The 15569-nt window shown below is 71.0% G+C and carries 14 protein-coding genes and 1 tRNA gene; 8 read left to right on the top strand and 7 right to left on the bottom strand.

Annotated elements, in window-relative coordinates; all coding sequences use genetic code 11:
- Nucleotides 1-82: 82 nt before the first annotated feature.
- Both ASF17_RS08080 and ASF17_RS08085 read right to left on the bottom strand, forming a co-directional pair.
- The gene (locus ASF17_RS08080; RefSeq protein ID WP_055797595.1) at nt 83-1471 is read right to left on the bottom strand and encodes an LLM class flavin-dependent oxidoreductase; all 1389 of its coding nucleotides are present in this window, start codon (nt 1469-1471) and stop codon (nt 83-85) included.
- A gap of 77 nt (nt 1472-1548) precedes the next feature.
- Nucleotides 1549-2181: a helix-turn-helix domain-containing protein gene (locus tag ASF17_RS08085; protein ID WP_055797599.1), complete on the bottom strand. Its 633-nt coding sequence runs from the start codon at nt 2179-2181 to the stop codon at nt 1549-1551.
- Between the two features lie 145 nt (nt 2182-2326).
- Between ASF17_RS08085 and ASF17_RS08090 the strand changes: the two genes are divergently transcribed.
- The 3 genes from ASF17_RS08090 to ASF17_RS08100 are packed head-to-tail and all read left to right on the top strand — an operon-like array spanning nt 2327 to nt 5937.
- A complete protein-coding gene (locus ASF17_RS08090) occupies nt 2327-3907 on the top strand; it encodes an NCS1 family nucleobase:cation symporter-1 (protein ID WP_235476434.1) in 1581 nt (526 codons plus the stop codon).
- A gap of 11 nt (nt 3908-3918) precedes the next feature.
- Nucleotides 3919-4662, top strand: a complete 744-nt coding sequence (locus ASF17_RS08095) for an aspartate/glutamate racemase family protein (protein ID WP_055797606.1) — start codon at nt 3919-3921, stop codon at nt 4660-4662.
- A gap of 27 nt (nt 4663-4689) precedes the next feature.
- On the top strand, nt 4690-5937 hold the full coding sequence (locus ASF17_RS08100; RefSeq protein ID WP_055797609.1) for an MFS transporter: 1248 nt from the start codon (nt 4690-4692) through the stop codon (nt 5935-5937).
- A gap of 16 nt (nt 5938-5953) precedes the next feature.
- On the opposite strand, the gene ASF17_RS08105 is transcribed toward ASF17_RS08100, so the two are convergent.
- From ASF17_RS08105 to ASF17_RS08120, 4 genes are all read right to left on the bottom strand, one after another.
- Nucleotides 5954-7303, bottom strand: a complete 1350-nt coding sequence (locus tag ASF17_RS08105) for an NAD(P)/FAD-dependent oxidoreductase (protein ID WP_055797612.1) — start codon at nt 7301-7303, stop codon at nt 5954-5956.
- Nucleotides 7304-7394: 91 nt separating this feature from the next.
- Complete coding sequence (locus ASF17_RS08110; protein WP_055797616.1) at nt 7395-7616, bottom strand: hypothetical protein; 222 nt, start codon at nt 7614-7616, stop codon at nt 7395-7397.
- 79 nt (nt 7617-7695) lie between these two features.
- Nucleotides 7696-8673, bottom strand: coding sequence for an aldo/keto reductase (locus ASF17_RS08115; protein WP_055797617.1), 978 nt, complete (start codon nt 8671-8673; stop codon nt 7696-7698).
- Between the two features lie 159 nt (nt 8674-8832).
- Nucleotides 8833-8917: transfer RNA gene (locus ASF17_RS08120), tRNA-Leu, on the bottom strand.
- 98 nt (nt 8918-9015) lie between these two features.
- Here ASF17_RS08120 and ASF17_RS08125 point away from each other — a divergent pair.
- Genes ASF17_RS08125 through ASF17_RS08145 form a run of 5 tightly spaced genes read left to right on the top strand, consistent with a single transcriptional unit; the run spans nt 9016 to nt 14570 of the window.
- Nucleotides 9016-10353, top strand: coding sequence for a M20/M25/M40 family metallo-hydrolase (locus ASF17_RS08125; protein WP_055798510.1), 1338 nt, complete (start codon nt 9016-9018; stop codon nt 10351-10353).
- Between the two features lie 25 nt (nt 10354-10378).
- Nucleotides 10379-11221: an undecaprenyl-diphosphate phosphatase gene (locus ASF17_RS08130; protein ID WP_055797620.1), complete on the top strand. Its 843-nt coding sequence runs from the start codon at nt 10379-10381 to the stop codon at nt 11219-11221.
- Nucleotides 11218-12549 (top strand): cysteine--1-D-myo-inosityl 2-amino-2-deoxy-alpha-D-glucopyranoside ligase, encoded by a 1332-nt coding sequence (gene mshC, locus ASF17_RS08135; RefSeq protein WP_055797623.1) that lies wholly within the window; start codon nt 11218-11220, stop codon nt 12547-12549. Before ASF17_RS08130 ends, mshC begins: the two co-directional genes overlap by 4 nt.
- Before the next feature lie 6 nt (nt 12550-12555).
- Nucleotides 12556-13842: a sensor histidine kinase gene (locus tag ASF17_RS08140; protein ID WP_055797625.1), complete on the top strand. Its 1287-nt coding sequence runs from the start codon at nt 12556-12558 to the stop codon at nt 13840-13842.
- A complete protein-coding gene (locus ASF17_RS08145; protein ID WP_055797627.1) occupies nt 13839-14570 on the top strand; it encodes a response regulator transcription factor in 732 nt (243 codons plus the stop codon). The genes ASF17_RS08140 and ASF17_RS08145 overlap by 4 nt, the downstream gene beginning before the upstream one ends.
- A 37-nt stretch (nt 14571-14607) precedes the next feature.
- Here ASF17_RS08145 and ASF17_RS08150 read toward each other — a convergent pair whose 3' ends face one another.
- Entirely contained in the window at nt 14608-15528 is a 921-nt protein-coding gene (locus ASF17_RS08150; RefSeq protein WP_055797629.1) for a proteasome assembly chaperone family protein, read from the bottom strand.
- Between the last annotated feature and the right edge of the window lie 41 nt (nt 15529-15569).

Below are 15569 nucleotides of genomic sequence, written 5' to 3' on the forward strand. Positions count from 1 at the left end.
CTCACCCCACGGCCCGGACGGGCTGCACAGCACGTCAACCCTAACCGGGATGCGCGCCGGGCGTCACGGAGAGGCCGCGGGGTCAGCCGTCGGTCGGCTCCGCAGCGACCTTGTACCGCGCGCCGTGGTGCTCGTCGGGGAGACGATCGCCGCGACCGAAGAGCTTCTGCCGCAGGGTGCCGGGCTCGTACTCCGTGGGGTAGACGCCGCGGGCCTGCAGCACCGGGATCACGTGCTCGACGATGTCCTCGAAGGTCCCGGGGGTGATGGCGTAGGCCAGGTTGAACCCGTCGACGTCGGTCTCGTCCACCCACTCCTGCAGCTGATCGGCGATCTGCTCGCCCGAACCCACGATGCGCGGACCGAGACCCCCGATGCCGGCCGCCTCGGCGATGTCCCTGATCGTCCACTCCCTGCCGGTGTCGCCCTCCTGGGCCTGGAAGTTGGCGAGCGCCGACTGGATCGCGTTGCTCTCGACGTCTCCGACCGGATCGTCGAGCGAGTAGGTCGAGAGATCGACGCCCATCCAGCCCGACATGAGCGTCAACGCGCCTTCGTGCGACGCGTACCGCTGGTACTCCTCGTGCTTGGCCGCCGCGGCCTCGGGGGTCGCGTCCGTGATGACGGTCAGGAGCGTGTAGATGCGCGCCGAGTAGCGATCGCGCCCCGCCTCCTCCAGGGCGTCGCGCAGCTTCGTCACGGTGGACGCGAGGCGCTCCTTGGTGGGGGCCGCCACGAAGATCGACTCGGCGTTCCCGGCGGCGAAGCGGATGCCTCGGGGCGAGGCCCCGGCCTGGTAGATGACCGGGGTGCGCTGGGGGCTGGGCTCGGCGATGTGGATCCCCGGCACCTTGTAGTAGGTGCCGTCGTGCCCGATCGAGTGCACCTTCAACGGGTCGGTGAACACGCCGGTCTCCCGATCCCGGACCACCGCGTCGTCCTCCCACGACCCCTCCCACAGCTTGTAGAGCACCTCGAGGTACTCGTCCGCCTGGTCGTAGCGCGTGTCATGGTCGAGCTGGTCGTCGGCGCCCATGTTGCGGGCGGCGCTCGGGAGGTACCCGGTCACGACGTTCCAGCCCACCCGTCCCTCCGTCAGGTGGTCGAGGGTCGACATGCGTCGCGCGAAGGGGTACGGGTGCTCGTAGGCGGTGCCCGCCGTGATGCCGAACCCGAGGTGCTCGGTGGCGGCCGCCATCGCCGAGACCAGCAGGATCGGGTCGCCGACGGGGGTCTGGGTGCCGTTCCGCAGGGCGGCGTCGTGGTTCCCGCCGTAGACGTCGTAGGTGCCGAGCACGTCGGCGATGAAGAGCCCGTCGAAGACGCCCTTCTCGAGGAGGCGCGCGAGGGAGGTCCAGTAGCTCAGCTTCGTGTAGTCGGCCGACCGGTCGTCGGGGTGGCGCCACAGTCCGGGGGACTGGTGCCCCACGCAGTTCATGTCGAAGGCGTTGAACCGGATTCGTCGAGTCATGACCTCATTCTGGGTCGCCGTCCCGAGCGCGTCGCCGGATGCCGAAACACGGCGTCACACTCGCGCGCCCACCCGATCTACGCGCCGGGGTGGACGATGAGCCACGTGGCCACGGCGTCGATGTCGCCCCGGTTGCCCAGGCGGTGGGGGAGATCGCACGGGAACGTCACGGAGTCGCCGGCCCGGACGACGATCCGCTCGTCGGGGAACTCGATCGTCAGCTCGCCGGAGACCACCGTCCCCACCTCGTAGCCCTCGTGGGTGACGAGGTCGTTCACGCCGGTCGCCGAGGCGCCCGGCGGATAGGTCGACTCGAAGAAGTCGACGCCGCGCAGATGACCGGGCGAGAGACGACGGAAGACGACACCGCCGCCCAGGACGACGGGTCGGCTCTCGTCGGCCCGCTGCACGACGACGCTCCGAGGAGGCGCGGCGACGGTGCCACCCGGTGCCGCCGACGCCCCGGTCGCGAAGACGTCTGCCAGCGGGACCTCCAGGACCTGCACGATGGTGAGGAGTCGGCTCACGGACGGTCGCCGGGCCCCTCGCTCGAGCTGCGACACGGCGCTGGGCGAGATGTCGAGTCGGGTGGCGAGGGATCTCAGCGAGAGCCCTCGGGCGAGGCGGAGCTCGCGGAGACGTGCCCCGAGGGCGATCGCGTCGAGGTCGATCGCGGAGTCGTCCGGTCGCGACGAGGGTGTTCCGGGCACGGGCAGCCGATCTGTCGGGTGTGAAGCGATGGCTGTCACACGCTTGTTACCTCGCGGAAACCGACGACAGGTCGTGAAGCCATAGATTCACACCAGGACGAGGATCACCACCCCCTCACGCTACCTCGTCGATCAGGAGGAACTCGTGGAATCGAACACCGCTCCGACCGCCCCGGCGGAGGCGCCCGGCACCTCCCCGCTCGACCGGACGCCGTCCGGCCACGCTGCCGGGGGAGCCGGGTACCACCCGGACCTGACCAACGACGACCTCGCGCCTCTGACCCGCCAGACCTGGCGCAGCTACAACATCTTCGCGTTCTGGATGTCCGACGTGCACTCGGTCGGCGGGTACGTGACGGCGGGCAGCCTCTTCGCCCTCGGCATCGCCAGCTGGCAGGTCCTGGTGGCCCTCGTCGGCGGCATCGTGATCGTCAACGTCTTCACGAACATGGTCGCGAAGCCGAGTCAGCGCACGGGTGTTCCGTACCCCGTGGTCAACCGGGCGGTCTTCGGCGTCCGAGGAGCCAACATCCCGGCGATCATCCGGGGCCTGATCGCCACGGCCTGGTACGGCGTCCAGACCTACCTCGCCTCGCAGGCCCTCACGATCATGTTCCTGAAGTTCCTCCCGGGCAGCGCGGCCCTGCTCGAGCCGTCCTTCCTCGGCCTCGACGCCCTCGGCTGGATCAGCTACGGGATCCTGTGGGTGGCACAGGCGGCGCTGTTCTGGCGGGGGATGGAGTCCATCCGCCGTTTCATCGACTTCGCCGGCCCGGCCGTCTACATCGTGATGATCGCCCTGGCCGTCTATCTCGTCTCGCAGGCGGGCTGGGGCGGCGTGAGCCTCACCCTGTCGGCCGGGCCCCCGCTGGACCTCGGGGCGTCGATCCCCGTCATGCTCTCGGCCGTGGCCATCGTGGTGAGCTACTTCTCGGGACCGATGCTGAACTTCGGCGACTTCGCCCGATACGGTCGCAGCTTCCAGGCCGTGAAGAAGGGCAACCTCCTGGGACTGCCCGTCAACTTCCTCTTCTTCTCGCTGCTCACGGTGATCTGCGCATCCGCGACGGTGCCGGTCTTCGGGAGGCTCATCACCGACCCCATCGAGACCGTCGACGCCATCGGCACACCCTTCGCGATCCTCCTCGGCGGGCTGACGTTCGTCACGGCCACGGTCGGCATCAACATCGTCGCGAACTTCATCTCGCCGGCCTTCGACTTCACGAACGTGAGCCCGCGCCGCATCAGCTGGCGCGCCGGAGGGATGATCGCCGCCGTGGGCAGCGTCGCCCTCACCCCCTGGAACTGGTACGGGGACGCCCAGGCCATCCAGTACTCGCTGGGTGTGCTCGGCGCCCTCATCGGTCCGCTGTTCGGCATCCTCATCGCGGGGTACTACCTCGTCGGTCACCAGCGGATCGCAGTCGACGACCTCTTCACGATGGGCCCAGCCGGGCGCTACTGGTACCGGCGCGGCGTCAACCCGAACGCCGTCCGAGCCCTGGTCGCCTCGGGAACCGCATCCGTGGCCGTCGCCGTCGTGCCGGCGCTCGTCGTCGACCTCGGCGGCCCCTCGGTCGTCTGGGTCAGCGACTACAGCTGGTTCGTCGGCTGCGGTCTCGGCCTCCTCATCTTCCGCGCCCTCGAACGACGCTGGCCCCGCATGCCGTCGCTCGACCCCGCCGACGAGTCCGTCGACGACGGCACCGCCCCCACCCCCGCCTAGGAGACACCGCCGTGCACATCCGTGTCATCAACCCCAACACCAGCGTCGCCATGACCCGATCGATCGGCACCGCGGCGAGGGACGCCGTGTCGCCGTCGTCTCGGGTGAGCGCCGCCCATCCGACGATGGGCCCCGCCTCCATCGAGAGCCACTACGAGGAGGCGCTGGCCGTCCCCGGTCTCCTCGAGCAGATCTCCGTCGGGGAGCGCGAGGGGGTCGACGCGTTCGTGATCGCCTGCTTCGGCGATCCCGGACTCGACGCCGCGCGGGAGCTGGCGACGGTTCCGGTGGTGGGCATCGCGGAGGCGGCGTTCCATGCGGCCGCCTTCGTGGCCCGTCGGTTCGGCGTCGTGACGACGTTGGGACGCACCACGGGTCGCGCGCGCGAACTCGTCGACCGGTACGGGTTCGGGTCCGCCTGCACGGTGATCCGGGCCTGCGAGATCCCGGTGCTGGCACTCGACGACCCGGCGTCCTCGGCCCGGCGGGCGGTCGCCGACGAATGCCGCCTGGTCCTCGACTCGGGGGCCGAGGCGATCGTCCTCGGCTGCGCGGGGATGGCCGACCTCTGCCACGAGCTCACCGTCGAGCTCGGGGTCCCCGTCGTCGACGGCGTCCGGGCGGGTGCCGCCTTCGCCGAGTCCCTCGCTCGCCTCGGTCTGAGCAGCGGCGCACGGGGCGAGTACGCCGCACCTCCCGAGAAGGGCTTCTCGGGTCTGCTCAGCGGCTTCTCGCTCGCGGGGCCGTCCGCCTGACCCGAGGCGACGACGTACCCTGAGGGGATGTCCACACCGGCGCCCGACGTCCCCCACGAGGCGCCCCGCGTCCGACTCGGACGCGACGTGGTCGTCCTCGGCGTCATCGCGTTCTTCGTCATGGTCGGATTCGGCGTCGTCGTGCCCGTCCTCCCGGTCTACGCCCGGAGCTTCGGGGTCGACAACACCCTGGTCGGCGCCGTGCTGTCGGCCTTCGCCCTCATGCGCCTCGTGGCGAGCCCCTTCGTCGGCAAGCTGCTCGACCGGGTCGGCGAGCGACTCGTCCTCGCGGTCGGCATCGGCATCGTCGCCATCTCGAGCGGCCTGGCGGGGCTCGCCGAGACGTACCCGCAGCTGCTGCTGCTCCGTGGTCTCGGCGGCATCGGGTCGGCCATGTTCAGCATCGCGGCGATGACCCTCCTCCTCGCCACGACGGCGCCGTCGCATCGCGCACGGGCCATCGGCTTCTATCAGGGCGGCTTCCTGGTCGGCGGCATGGCCGGTCCGGCCCTCGGCGGGGTCCTGGCCACGATCTCCCTCACGGCGCCCTTCTTCTTCTACGCGGCCACCCTCGTGATCGCCGGCGTGGTGGGCGTCGTGCTGCTGCGATCGCCGCGAGGCCGCAGCACGACGGCACCGGGCGAACCCCCCGTCGCCTTCGCGGTCGTGATCCGCGACATCCGCTTCCGGGCGGCGTGCGTGGCGAGCTTCGCGCAGGGCTGGTCGTCCCTCGGGGTGCGCAGCGCGCTCGTCCCCGTCCTGGTCGTCGAGGTGCTCAAGGGGACGACGGCCTGGACGGGCGTCGTCTTCGCGGTGGCCGCGGTCGCCCAGACCGTCGCCCTCGCTCCCGCCGCCCGCCTGGTCGACACGGTGGGGCGCCGACCGGCGATGATCGTCGCGTTCCTCGTCGCCGGAGTCACGCTCGCCGCCGTGGCGTTCTCGACCGACGTCGTGATGCTCGGTGCGCTGCTGGCCGTCTACGGCGTGGCCACGGCCTTCATGGGCACGGCTCCCGCCGCGCTGGTCGGCGACGCGGCGGGCGGTCGCGGCGGTCGCCCCGTGGCCGTGTTCTCGATGTGCTCCGACGTGGGCGCGATCGCCGGTCCGCTGATCGCGGGTCTGCTGGTGGACACCACGTCGTACGCGGTCGCGTTCGGCTCTGCGGGGGCCCTCCTGGTGCTCAGCGCCGTCGTGTCGCTGCGACTGCCGCGGGCCCTGCCCGCCGACCACGATGCGAAGGAGGCGCGCCCCGGTTCCCCGGGACGCGCCTCCTGATCGACGGATCGGTCCGTTACTTCTTCTTGCCGGCCGCGTCGTCCGCCGAGATCGACGGGGTGACCTCGAGGAACCCGGCGCGGGGGTCGGCCATGCCGACGAGCGGCGTCTGGTCGCGTCCGCCGACGAAGTTGGTGATCCACCCGGTGAGGATGCGCCACTTGCGGTTCAGCGTGGGCATCGCGTACAGGTGGTAGCCGCGGTGCGCCAGCCAGGCCGGGACGTTCTTCATCTGCACGTTCTTGATGTTCGCCGCGCCCTTGCCGATGCCGAAGCTGGCGACCGTCCCGACGGATTCGTGGCGGTACTCCGCGATCGGCTGACCCGAGAGCTGCGCGATGATGTTGTCGGCCACGGTGACGGCCTGCCGGACGGCGTTCTGCGCGTTCGGCGGGTAGTAGGCGGGCTGCTGCTCGCTGAGCAGGTTCGGCACCTGGGCGCCGTCGCCGAGCGACCAGACGCCCTCGAGCACCTCGCCCTCGTCGCTCTGCACCTGCAGGGTGGCGGACACGTTGACGTGCCCGCGCGGACCGAGCGGCAGACCGAGGTCGGCCAGGACCGGGTTGGGCTTGACGCCGGCGGTCCAGACGATCGTGCCCGCCGGGATGGTCTCGCCGTCGCTGAGGACGACGTCGCCGTCGATGCACGAGGGCATCGTGGTCTTCAGTCGGATGTCGATGCCGCGCGAGCGCAGGTGGCCGAGGGTCCACTTCGAGAGCTCGGGCCCGACCTCGGGGGCGACGCGGTCGAGCGCCTCGACGAGCACGAACCGGAGCTCGTCGCGAGAGAGGTTCGGGAACGAGTCGACGGCCGCCTTGGCCGCGTCGTCGAGCTCGGCCATGGCCTCGACGCCCGTGTAGCCGCCGCCGACGAACACGACGGTGAGGAGCTTGCGCCGCGTGGCCGGGTCGCTCACGGACGCCGCCTCGGCGATGTTGCCGAGGATGCGGTCGCGGACGTACTGGGCCTCCTCGACGCTCTTGAAACCGACGCCGTTCTCGGCGAGCCCGGGGGTCGGGAACGTGCGTGTGACGGCGCCGAGCGCGACGACCAGCTGGTCGTAGGGGATGGTGCTGGTGACGCCGTCGCCGGTCGTCACGGAGACCGTCTTGGCCTCTCGGTCGTGACCCGAGACGGACGCCTCGACGACCTTGGTCCTGCGGAGCGCCTTTCGGAGCGGCACGGTGACGTCGCGGGGTGCGATGTGACCGCCGGCGACCTCGGGCAGGAACGGCTGGTACGTGAAGTACGGAGCCTGATCCACGAGCGTGATGCTCGCGTTCTGCGGGGGTCGGCGTTTCTGGAGCTCGAGAGCGGTGGTCAGCCCGGCGGAACCGCCGCCGAGAATTACGATGCGCGTTGTCATAGATGTTTCCTCCCGCGTCGACCGTACCGTGCGAGATGCCCGGGGGTCCGACGCGCACGATGGCGGTGTGGTGGTCGGCGGTGGGCGAGCCTCAGCGGTCGCCGGGGATGTCCGAGTCGGTGAACTCGCCGTCGGCCTCGTCGGAGTCCGAGCCCTTGCGCCCGGCACCGTCCTCGGGGATGTCGCTGTCGACGTACGAGCCGTCGGTCTCCGAGGTGGTCGTCTCCGAGTGGGTCACGGTCTCGTGACCCGGGCCGCCGGTCTTCTCGGTCGACTCGTCGTGCTCGATGTTCTCGTGGTGGTCGTTGCCCATGGTGGCCTCCGTCGGATCGGTCGCGCGGCGAGAGCGTCGCGTGTGCGGCTCACAGTAGGCCCGCCGGGGCCCCTCCGGGTCAGAAGCCCTCGCTCTCGCGGGTGACGTAGGGGGATTCGAGCAGATCGAGCTCGTCATCCGACAGCCAGAGGTCGACGGAGGCGACGGCGTCGTCGAGATGCTGCTGCTTGGTGGCGCCCACGATGGGCGAGGTGACGGCGTCCTGCTGGCGGACCCAGGCGAGCGCGACCTGCGCACGCGACACGCCCCGCGCCTCCGCCACCTCGGCGACTGCGGCCGCCACACGGCGATCGCCGTCCTCCTGCTGCCGGTAGAGGGTCTGGCCGAAGCGGTCCGTCTCGCTGCGCGCGGTGCTGGCGTCCCAATCGCGTGTCAGGCGTCCCCGCGCGAGGGGCGACCACGGGAGGACGCCGACCCCCTGATCGACGCAGAAGGGATGCATCTCGCGTTCCTCCTCTCGCTGCACGAGGCTGTACTGATCCTGCATGGAGACGAAGCGGGTCCAACCGCCGAGGTCGGCGGCGTGCTGCATGACCGCGAACTGCCAGGCCCACATGCTCGACGCGCCGAGATACCGGACCTTGCCCGCGCGGACGAGGTCGTGCAGCGCCTCCATGGTCTCCTCGACCGGCACCTCCGGGTCGAAGCGATGGATCTGGTAGAGGTCGATGTAGTCGGTGCCGAGCCGCCGGAGGCTGTCGTCGACGGCGCTCATGATGTGCCCGCGACTGAGACCGGCGCCGTTGGGCCCGGGCCGCATCCGCCCATGGACCTTCGTGGCGAGCACGATCTCCTCTCGCACGGCGAAGTCGCGGAGAGCGCGTCCCACGATCTCCTCGCTGGTGCCGTCGGAGTAGACGTCCGCCGTGTCGAAGGTCGTCACGCCGAGCTCGAGCGCCCGGGCGATGAAGGGGCGGCTGGCCTCCTCGTCGAGGGTCCATTCGTGCGCACCGCGGTCGGGTACCCCGTAGCTCATGCAGCCGAGAGTGACGGCCGAGACCGTCAGGCCGCTGGTGCCGAGTCGTGCGTATTCCATGGGGAGTCCCTTCGTCGTGACGTCATCGGCACGATACGCCGCGGGGGCATCGGTCCTCCGACCCCGAGAACCAGAAAGACCCGATCACCAAGGGTGATCGGGTCTTTCGTCTGTCTCAACACAGATCGTGTGAACCGGTCTCTCGCGAGATCCGTTCGGTGTCCGAGGGGGGACTTGAACCCCCACGCCCTATACGGGCACTAGCACCTCAAGCTAGCGCGTCTGCCATTTCCGCCACCCGGACTGGATGGTGCCTGCCGAAGCCGACCACGAAACATTAGCACGAGTCGACGGGCCCTCTCGACCACGGTCGTCGTCGACCCGCCGGGTAGCGTGGTCGACATGACGACGACACCCGCGCAGCCCCTCGACGGCGACGCCGCCGGTCCCGACCTCGACGAGACGGCGACGATCGCTCGCGACCTCATCCGGTTCGACACGTCGAACTACGGCGGCGGTCGATCGAACGGCGAGGCGGAGGCCGCCGAGTACGTCGCCGACAAGCTGCGCGCGCTCGGGGTCGAGCCCCGGCTGTTCGAATCCGAGCCGGGCCGGGTGAGCGTCGTGGCCCGCATCGAGGGCCGGGACCGCGCCAAGCCGGGTCTCGTCGTCCACGGTCATCTCGACGTCGTGCCGGCCGATCCCGCCAACTGGTCCGTCGACCCCTTCGCAGGCGTCGTCCGCGACGGCATGCTCTGGGGCCGGGGCGCGGTCGACATGAAGAACATGGACGCCATGATGCTGTCGTCGATCGGCGACATCCTGCGGGCGGGCGATCGACCGGCCCGCGATCTCGTCGTCGGCTTCCTGGCCGACGAGGAGGCCGGGGGAGTGCTCGGCTCGCACTACCTCGTGCGCGAGCACCCCGAGCTCTTCGACGGCGCGACCGAGGCCATCAGCGAGGTCGGCGGCTACTCGACCTTCATCGACGGCCGTCGGTCCTACCTCCTGCAGACCGGCGAGAAGGCGCTGATCTGGATCAAGCTGATCGCGCGCGGCACGGCGGGCCACGGCTCGCAGATGATCGAGGCCAACGCGGTGACCCGGCTCGCCGAGGCCGTGGCCGCCCTCGGGCGCCGGCAGTGGCCCATCACGCTCACCGACACCACGGCGGCGCTCCTGCGGCAGGTCGCCTCGATCCTCGACGTCGACGTCGAGCAGACGTCGCCCGACGAGCTCGTGCTGCGGACCGGGACGGCGCGCGGGTTCATCCGCGGGTCCCTCCGCACGACGACGAACCCGACGATGCTGACGGCCGGCTACAAGCACAACGTCGTCCCCGACACCGCGGAGGCGCTGGTCGACATCCGCTGCATGCCCGGTCACGAGGAGACCGTCCTCGACGAGGTGCGCGCACTCATCGGCGACGACATCGAGATCGTGACGATGCACACCGACATCGGTCTCGAGACGCCCTTCGCCGGACCCCTCGTCGAGGCGATCGAGGCGACGCTCCACCGGCACGATCCCGGAGCCCCCGTCCTGCCCTATCTGCTCTCGGGAGGGACCGACAACAAGGCCCTGAGCCTCCTCGGCATCGCGGGCTACGGCTTCGCTCCACTCCGTCTCGACGAGGGCATGGACTTCCCGGCCATGTTCCACGGCGTCGACGAGCGAGTGCCCCTCGACGCACTATCCTTTGGCAGTCGCGTCCTCCGGGACCTGCTGGCGACGTACTGAGCACCCCGCACCAGAAGGATCCCGCATGGAGCAACTCCTCCAGGCACTCCTCCTCGGCCTCGTCCAAGGCCTCACGGAGTTCCTGCCCATCTCGTCCAGCGCGCATCTGCGCATCGTCGGCCTGCTGTTCTCCGACCCGAACAGCGCCGTCGAATTCGACCCCGGGGCCACGTTCACCGCCATCACGCAGCTGGGCACCGAGCTGGCCGTCGTCATCTACTTCTGGCGCGACATCAAGCGCATCGTCGTGCGGTGGTTCCAGGGTGTGAGCGGCAGGATCCCGCGGACCGACCCGGACGTCCGGATGGGCTGGCTGGTCATCATCGGCACGATCCCGATCGTGGTCGTGGGCTACGTCGCGCAGGAGTACATCCGCTCGGTGTTCCGCTCCCTCTGGATCGTCGCGATCGTGCTGATCGTCTTCGGCATCCTGCTGGGTCTGGCCGACCGCCTCGGCAAGAAGGCCGCGCGCTTCGAGGACATGTCGTACTCCCACGGCATCGCCGTCGGCGTCGCCCAGGTGCTGGCGCTGTTCCCCGGCGTCTCCCGTTCCGGCGCCACGACGACGACCGCTCTGGCCCTCGGCTACACACGCCCGGCCGCCGCGAGGTTCTCGTTCCTGCTCGCCGTGCCGGCGGTCTTCGGCAGCGGTCTGTACGAGCTCGTCCAGAGCTTCAGCGACCCGGGCCCGTACTCCCTCGGCCTGACCCTCGCGGCCACGGTGGTGGCGTTCGTCGTCGGGTTCCTCGTCATCGCGTTCTTCATGAACTACATCTCCCGACGCAGCTTCATGCCCTTCGTCGCCTACCGTCTCGTGCTGGGCGTCGTGCTGATCGTCCTCCTCTCGACGGGCGTGGTGACGGCGTGAGGTCGTGGACCGCGCCCCGCGTCCCATCGCTGCCCGGAGCCGGCACGCCGCCCGTCCTCCATGACACGGCGACCGGGTCTCTCCGGAGCCCGCGCCTGGTGGAGGGGACGGCATCGCTCTACGTGTGCGGCATCACCCCCTACGACGCCACGCACCTCGGACACGCGTCGACCTACCTCGCCTTCGACACCCTCGTGCGCGCCTGGACCGACGCCGGCATCGACGTCGCGTACGCGCAGAACACCACCGACGTCGACGATCCCCTCCTCGAGCGGGCGGCCGCCACGGGTGTGGACTGGCGCGAGCTCGCAGCGTCGCAGACCGATCTCTTCCGCAGCGACATGGAGCACCTCGCCGTCATCCCCCCGACGCACTACGTCGCGGTGACCGACGTCGTGACCGATGTCGCCCGGGCCGTGACGCACCTCCTCGAGTCGGGTGCCGCCTATCGGGTGCCCACGCCGGACGGCGCCGTCGACGACGTCTACTTCGACGTGCGAGCGGCCGAACGCGACACGTCGTGGCACCTCGGGCTCGAGAGCCGGCTCGACCTGGACGCCATGACGCGATTCTCGGCCGAGCGGGGCGGCGACCCGTCTCGCGCAGGCAAGCGGGACCCCCTCGACCCGCTCCTCTGGCGGGGCGCGCGGGAGGGCGAGCCCTCGTGGGACTCGCCCGTGGGCGAAGGGCGGCCGGGGTGGCACATCGAGTGCACCGTGATCGCCGCGCAGACCCTGCCGGCGCCGATCTCCGTCAACGGCGGAGGCAGCGACCTGGTGTTCCCTCACCACGAGATGAGCGCAGCCCACGGGATAGCCCTCACGGGGCACCGGTACGCCGACGTCTTCGCGCACACGGGCATGGTCGCCTATTCGGGCGAGAAGATGAGCAAGTCGCTCGGCAACCTCGTCAAGGTCAGCGAGCTCGTCTCCGGGGGCGCCGATCCGCGCGCGATCCGCCTGGCCGTCGCCGCCCACCACTACCGCTCCGACTGGGAGTGGTTCGACGACGACCTCGCCGCTGCCGACGATCGACTCCGGCGGTGGACGACGTGGGCTCGGGCCGCGGCGGTCACCCCCGTCGGCGTCGCAGGCGACTCCGAGCCGGCGGGCGACCTCCCCAGCGCGCTGCTGACCAGGGTGCGGGCCGCCCTCGCCGACGACCTCGACACCCCGTCCGCCCTCGACGCGGTCGATCAGGCGGTCGCCTCGGGCGCTCCCGCCACACGGGTCGACGTCGACGCGGTCGACGCGCTGCTCGGCGTCGATCTGCGGCGTGCGGTCGACGATCGACCGGATCCCGACTCGATGAGCCCTCTGACGGACTGAGGGGCCATGGCCCCGGACGAACGCCCAGTCGACGAGCCCGCGGGCGGCGACGGACCGCTCCGGTCCGTCGGCCGGCGCGACCGGGTCGTCGACGGGTGGTCGGCCGCGGCCCTCCTGGTGGTCGCCCTCGTGACCACCGCACTCGCCTCGGTGATCCTCCGCTCCGACGGGCACGACACGCCGCCGCCGATCGAGTCGCTGGTCGGGCTGCTGGCCGTGACCCTGCCCCTCGCCCTCCGGCGTCGGTTCCCCGTGGCCGTCCTGGTCGCCGTCTCCGCTGCCTTCGTCTTCCTCGGCGTCCGAGGGCACCCCGACACCCTCGTGCCGTCGATCGCCGAGTTCGTCGCCGTGTTCTCGGCCAACGTCTGGTCGCCATCCCGCCGCCGGTCGCTCATCGGGAGCCTCATCGTCGTGGCCGGCATGTTCGTCTGGCTGGGGATCGACATCTCGGCGCAGGCGCGGGCGTCCTCGGGTCCGACCGACGTCGTCCTGGCGGCCAGCCTGTACTCCGTCGTGCTGACCGCGCTGTTCTTCGTCGCGGCCATCCACTTCGGCCGGGCGTCGCGCGTCTCCCGGGCGAGACTGCGCGCCCTCGAGCACACCGGGGCGGCTCTCCGTGCTGCCCACGACCGGATCGCCGAGCGGGCCATCGACGACGAGCGCACGCGCATCGCCCGCGAGCTGCACGACGTCGTCGCCCATCACGTCGCCGTCATCGGCATCCAGGCCGGCGCCGCCCGGCGCACGCTCGACCGTCCCGAGAGAGCGAGCGCCGCCCTGGCCGCCGTCGAGGAGACGGCACGAAGCACCATCGACGAGCTCGACAGCCTCCTGAGCGTCATGAGGTCCCGCGACGGGCGCCCGGCCGACCCGGTCGTCGGGCTCTCGTCGCTGCCCGACCTCGTCGCCGACACTCGCGGTCCCGGGCTCGACGTCGCTCTCGAGATCGACGGGGACACCCGCGACATCCCCGACGGAATGGGCGCGACCCTCTACCGGGTCACCCAGGAGGCGCTGACCAACACCCTCAAGCACGGCGCCGCGTCGAGGGTGATCGTCCGACTGGTCCGCCTCGACCGGGCCGTCGTGCTCGAGGTCGACGACGACGGTCGCGGCGACGCGGCCGCCGCCGACTCGCCGGCCGGCTCCGGTCTCGGGCACCGGGGGATGCGCGAACGAGTCGATCTGCACGGCGGCCGGCTCTCCGTGGGGCCGCTCCCCGGGGGCGGCTACCGCGTCCGCGTCGACCTCCCGGTCGTGCCGAAGGGGGCTACCCTCGTCGAGGGGGAATGAGCATGCAGACGACGAACGGCCCGGTGACGGGCGCGACCAGGGTCCTCCTGGCCGACGACCAGGATCTCGTGCGCGCCGGTCTCCGGGTGATCCTCGAGACGGAGGACGGCATCGAGGTCGTCGGCGAGGCGCGTGACGGCTCCGAGGCGGTCGAGCTGGCCGTCACGCTGGCCCCCGACGTCGTCGTCATGGACATCGAGATGCCGGGCGTCGACGGGGTCGAGGCGACCCGGCGCATCCGCCGGGCCGGATCGGGTCCGACTCCCTCGGTGCTCATCCTGACCACCTTCGCCCGCGGCGACTACCTCTTCCGCTCCCTGCAGGCGGGTGCGAGCGGCTTCCTGCTGAAGACGGCCGGCCCGGAGGAGCTCATCGAGGCCATCGGCGTCGTCGATCGCGGTGATGCGCTGGTCTGCCCCGAGCTCACCCGGGCGATCGTCGAGAGGGCTCTCGTCGACGCGCCGGGTGCGGCGGTGGTCCCGAGCGCACGGCTGGCCCTGCTGACGGGACGCGAGCGCGAGGTCCTCGACGGAATGGCCCGCGGCGCGTCGAACGGCGAGATCGCCCGCGGGCTCTTCGTCGGCGAGGCGACGGTCAAGACGCACGTGTCGAACGTCCTCGCGAAGCTGCAGCTGCGCGATCGCACCGCCGCCGTCGTGTACGCCTACGAGAACGGCGTCGTCGTTCCCGGCGAGAACCCCGACCGGACCGACCGCCCACCGATCTGACGTCCGCCGCCGAGCCGAGGAGGTGCGGCGCGCGTCGTCAGGGGACCGGCGGGTACCGAGGGTCGTCGCCCTTGCCGTCGCGGCGGCGGAGGTACTTCTCGAACTCCTGCGCGATGGCCTCCCCGCTCGCCTCGGGCGAGTCGACGGTGTCCCGGGCCTGCTCGAGCTGCTCGATGTAGCCGGCCATGTCCTCGTCGTCGGCCGCCAGGGCGTCGATGCCCGACTCCCAGGCGACCGCCTCGCCCTCGAGATCCCCGCGGGGCACGCTGACCCCCGAGAGCTCGTCGAGCTTCTCGATCAGAGCGAGGGTGGCCTTCGGAGACGGCGCGTTGTGCACGTAGTGGGGGACCGAAGCCCAGATCGACAACGCGGGGACCCCCGCCGTCTCGACCGCGTCGCCCAGCACCGACAGGATCCCGACCGGGCCCTCGTAGGAGCTCCGCTCGAGACCGAGCTGTCCGCGGACGTCGGCGTTCTCGCTGCTGACGAAGACGGAGATGGGGCGCGTGTGGGGGACGTCGGCGAGCATCGCCCCGAGGAACACCACGGAGGTGATGGCGTGGACGTCCACGAGATCCACGATCTCGGCGGCGAATCCGCGCCAGCTCCGCGACGGCTCGGCACCCAGCAGGACGAAGACCTCGGTCGACGATCCCTCGGGCGCGCCGACCTCGCCCGACGCCGCGAGCACCTCGGTCGCATCGGGAGCCGCGAGGAGCTCGATCCTCGGCCAGACCAGGCTCCGCTCGCCGTCGTCGTCGAGACCGATCTGCGGACGGTTGAACTGGTAGTCGATGTACCGCTCGCCGTCGAGCTCGGCGACGGGCACGAGACCGAGCGTCTCGGCCAGGCTCCGCGCCACGCCGCTCGCGGCCTCGCCGGCGTCGTTCCACCCCTCGAACGCGACGACGAGGAGGCGCCCCTTCGCGAAGTCCGACGTGTTCGACGTGTTCGTCACCTGTGTCCTCACCGAGCCGGGCCCGCTGCACCGGCGTCTTG

The sequence above is a fragment of the Frigoribacterium sp. Leaf263 genome, assembly GCF_001422285.1.
Classification (GTDB): Bacteria; Actinomycetota; Actinomycetes; order Actinomycetales; family Microbacteriaceae; genus Frigoribacterium.

What these genes read in the sequence shown, in the direction of transcription:
- ASF17_RS08080 (WP_055797595.1), bottom strand. Translation starts at nt 1,471, where the DNA reads ATGACTCGACGAATCCGGTTCAACGCCTTCGACATGAACTGCGTGGGG.
- ASF17_RS08100 (WP_055797609.1), top strand. Translation starts at nt 4,690, where the DNA reads ATGTCCACACCGGCGCCCGACGTCCCCCACGAGGCGCCCCGCGTCCGA.
- ASF17_RS08140 (WP_055797625.1), top strand. Translation starts at nt 12,556, where the DNA reads ATGGCCCCGGACGAACGCCCAGTCGACGAGCCCGCGGGCGGCGACGGA.
- ASF17_RS08130 (WP_055797620.1), top strand. Translation starts at nt 10,379, where the DNA reads ATGGAGCAACTCCTCCAGGCACTCCTCCTCGGCCTCGTCCAAGGCCTC.
- ASF17_RS08145 (WP_055797627.1), top strand. Translation starts at nt 13,839, where the DNA reads ATGAGCATGCAGACGACGAACGGCCCGGTGACGGGCGCGACCAGGGTC.
- ASF17_RS08115 (WP_055797617.1), bottom strand. Translation starts at nt 8,673, where the DNA reads ATGGAATACGCACGACTCGGCACCAGCGGCCTGACGGTCTCGGCCGTC.
- ASF17_RS08110 (WP_055797616.1), bottom strand. Translation starts at nt 7,616, where the DNA reads ATGGGCAACGACCACCACGAGAACATCGAGCACGACGAGTCGACCGAG.
- ASF17_RS08105 (WP_055797612.1), bottom strand. Translation starts at nt 7,303, where the DNA reads ATGACAACGCGCATCGTAATTCTCGGCGGCGGTTCCGCCGGGCTGACC.
- ASF17_RS08125 (WP_055798510.1), top strand. Translation starts at nt 9,016, where the DNA reads ATGACGACGACACCCGCGCAGCCCCTCGACGGCGACGCCGCCGGTCCC.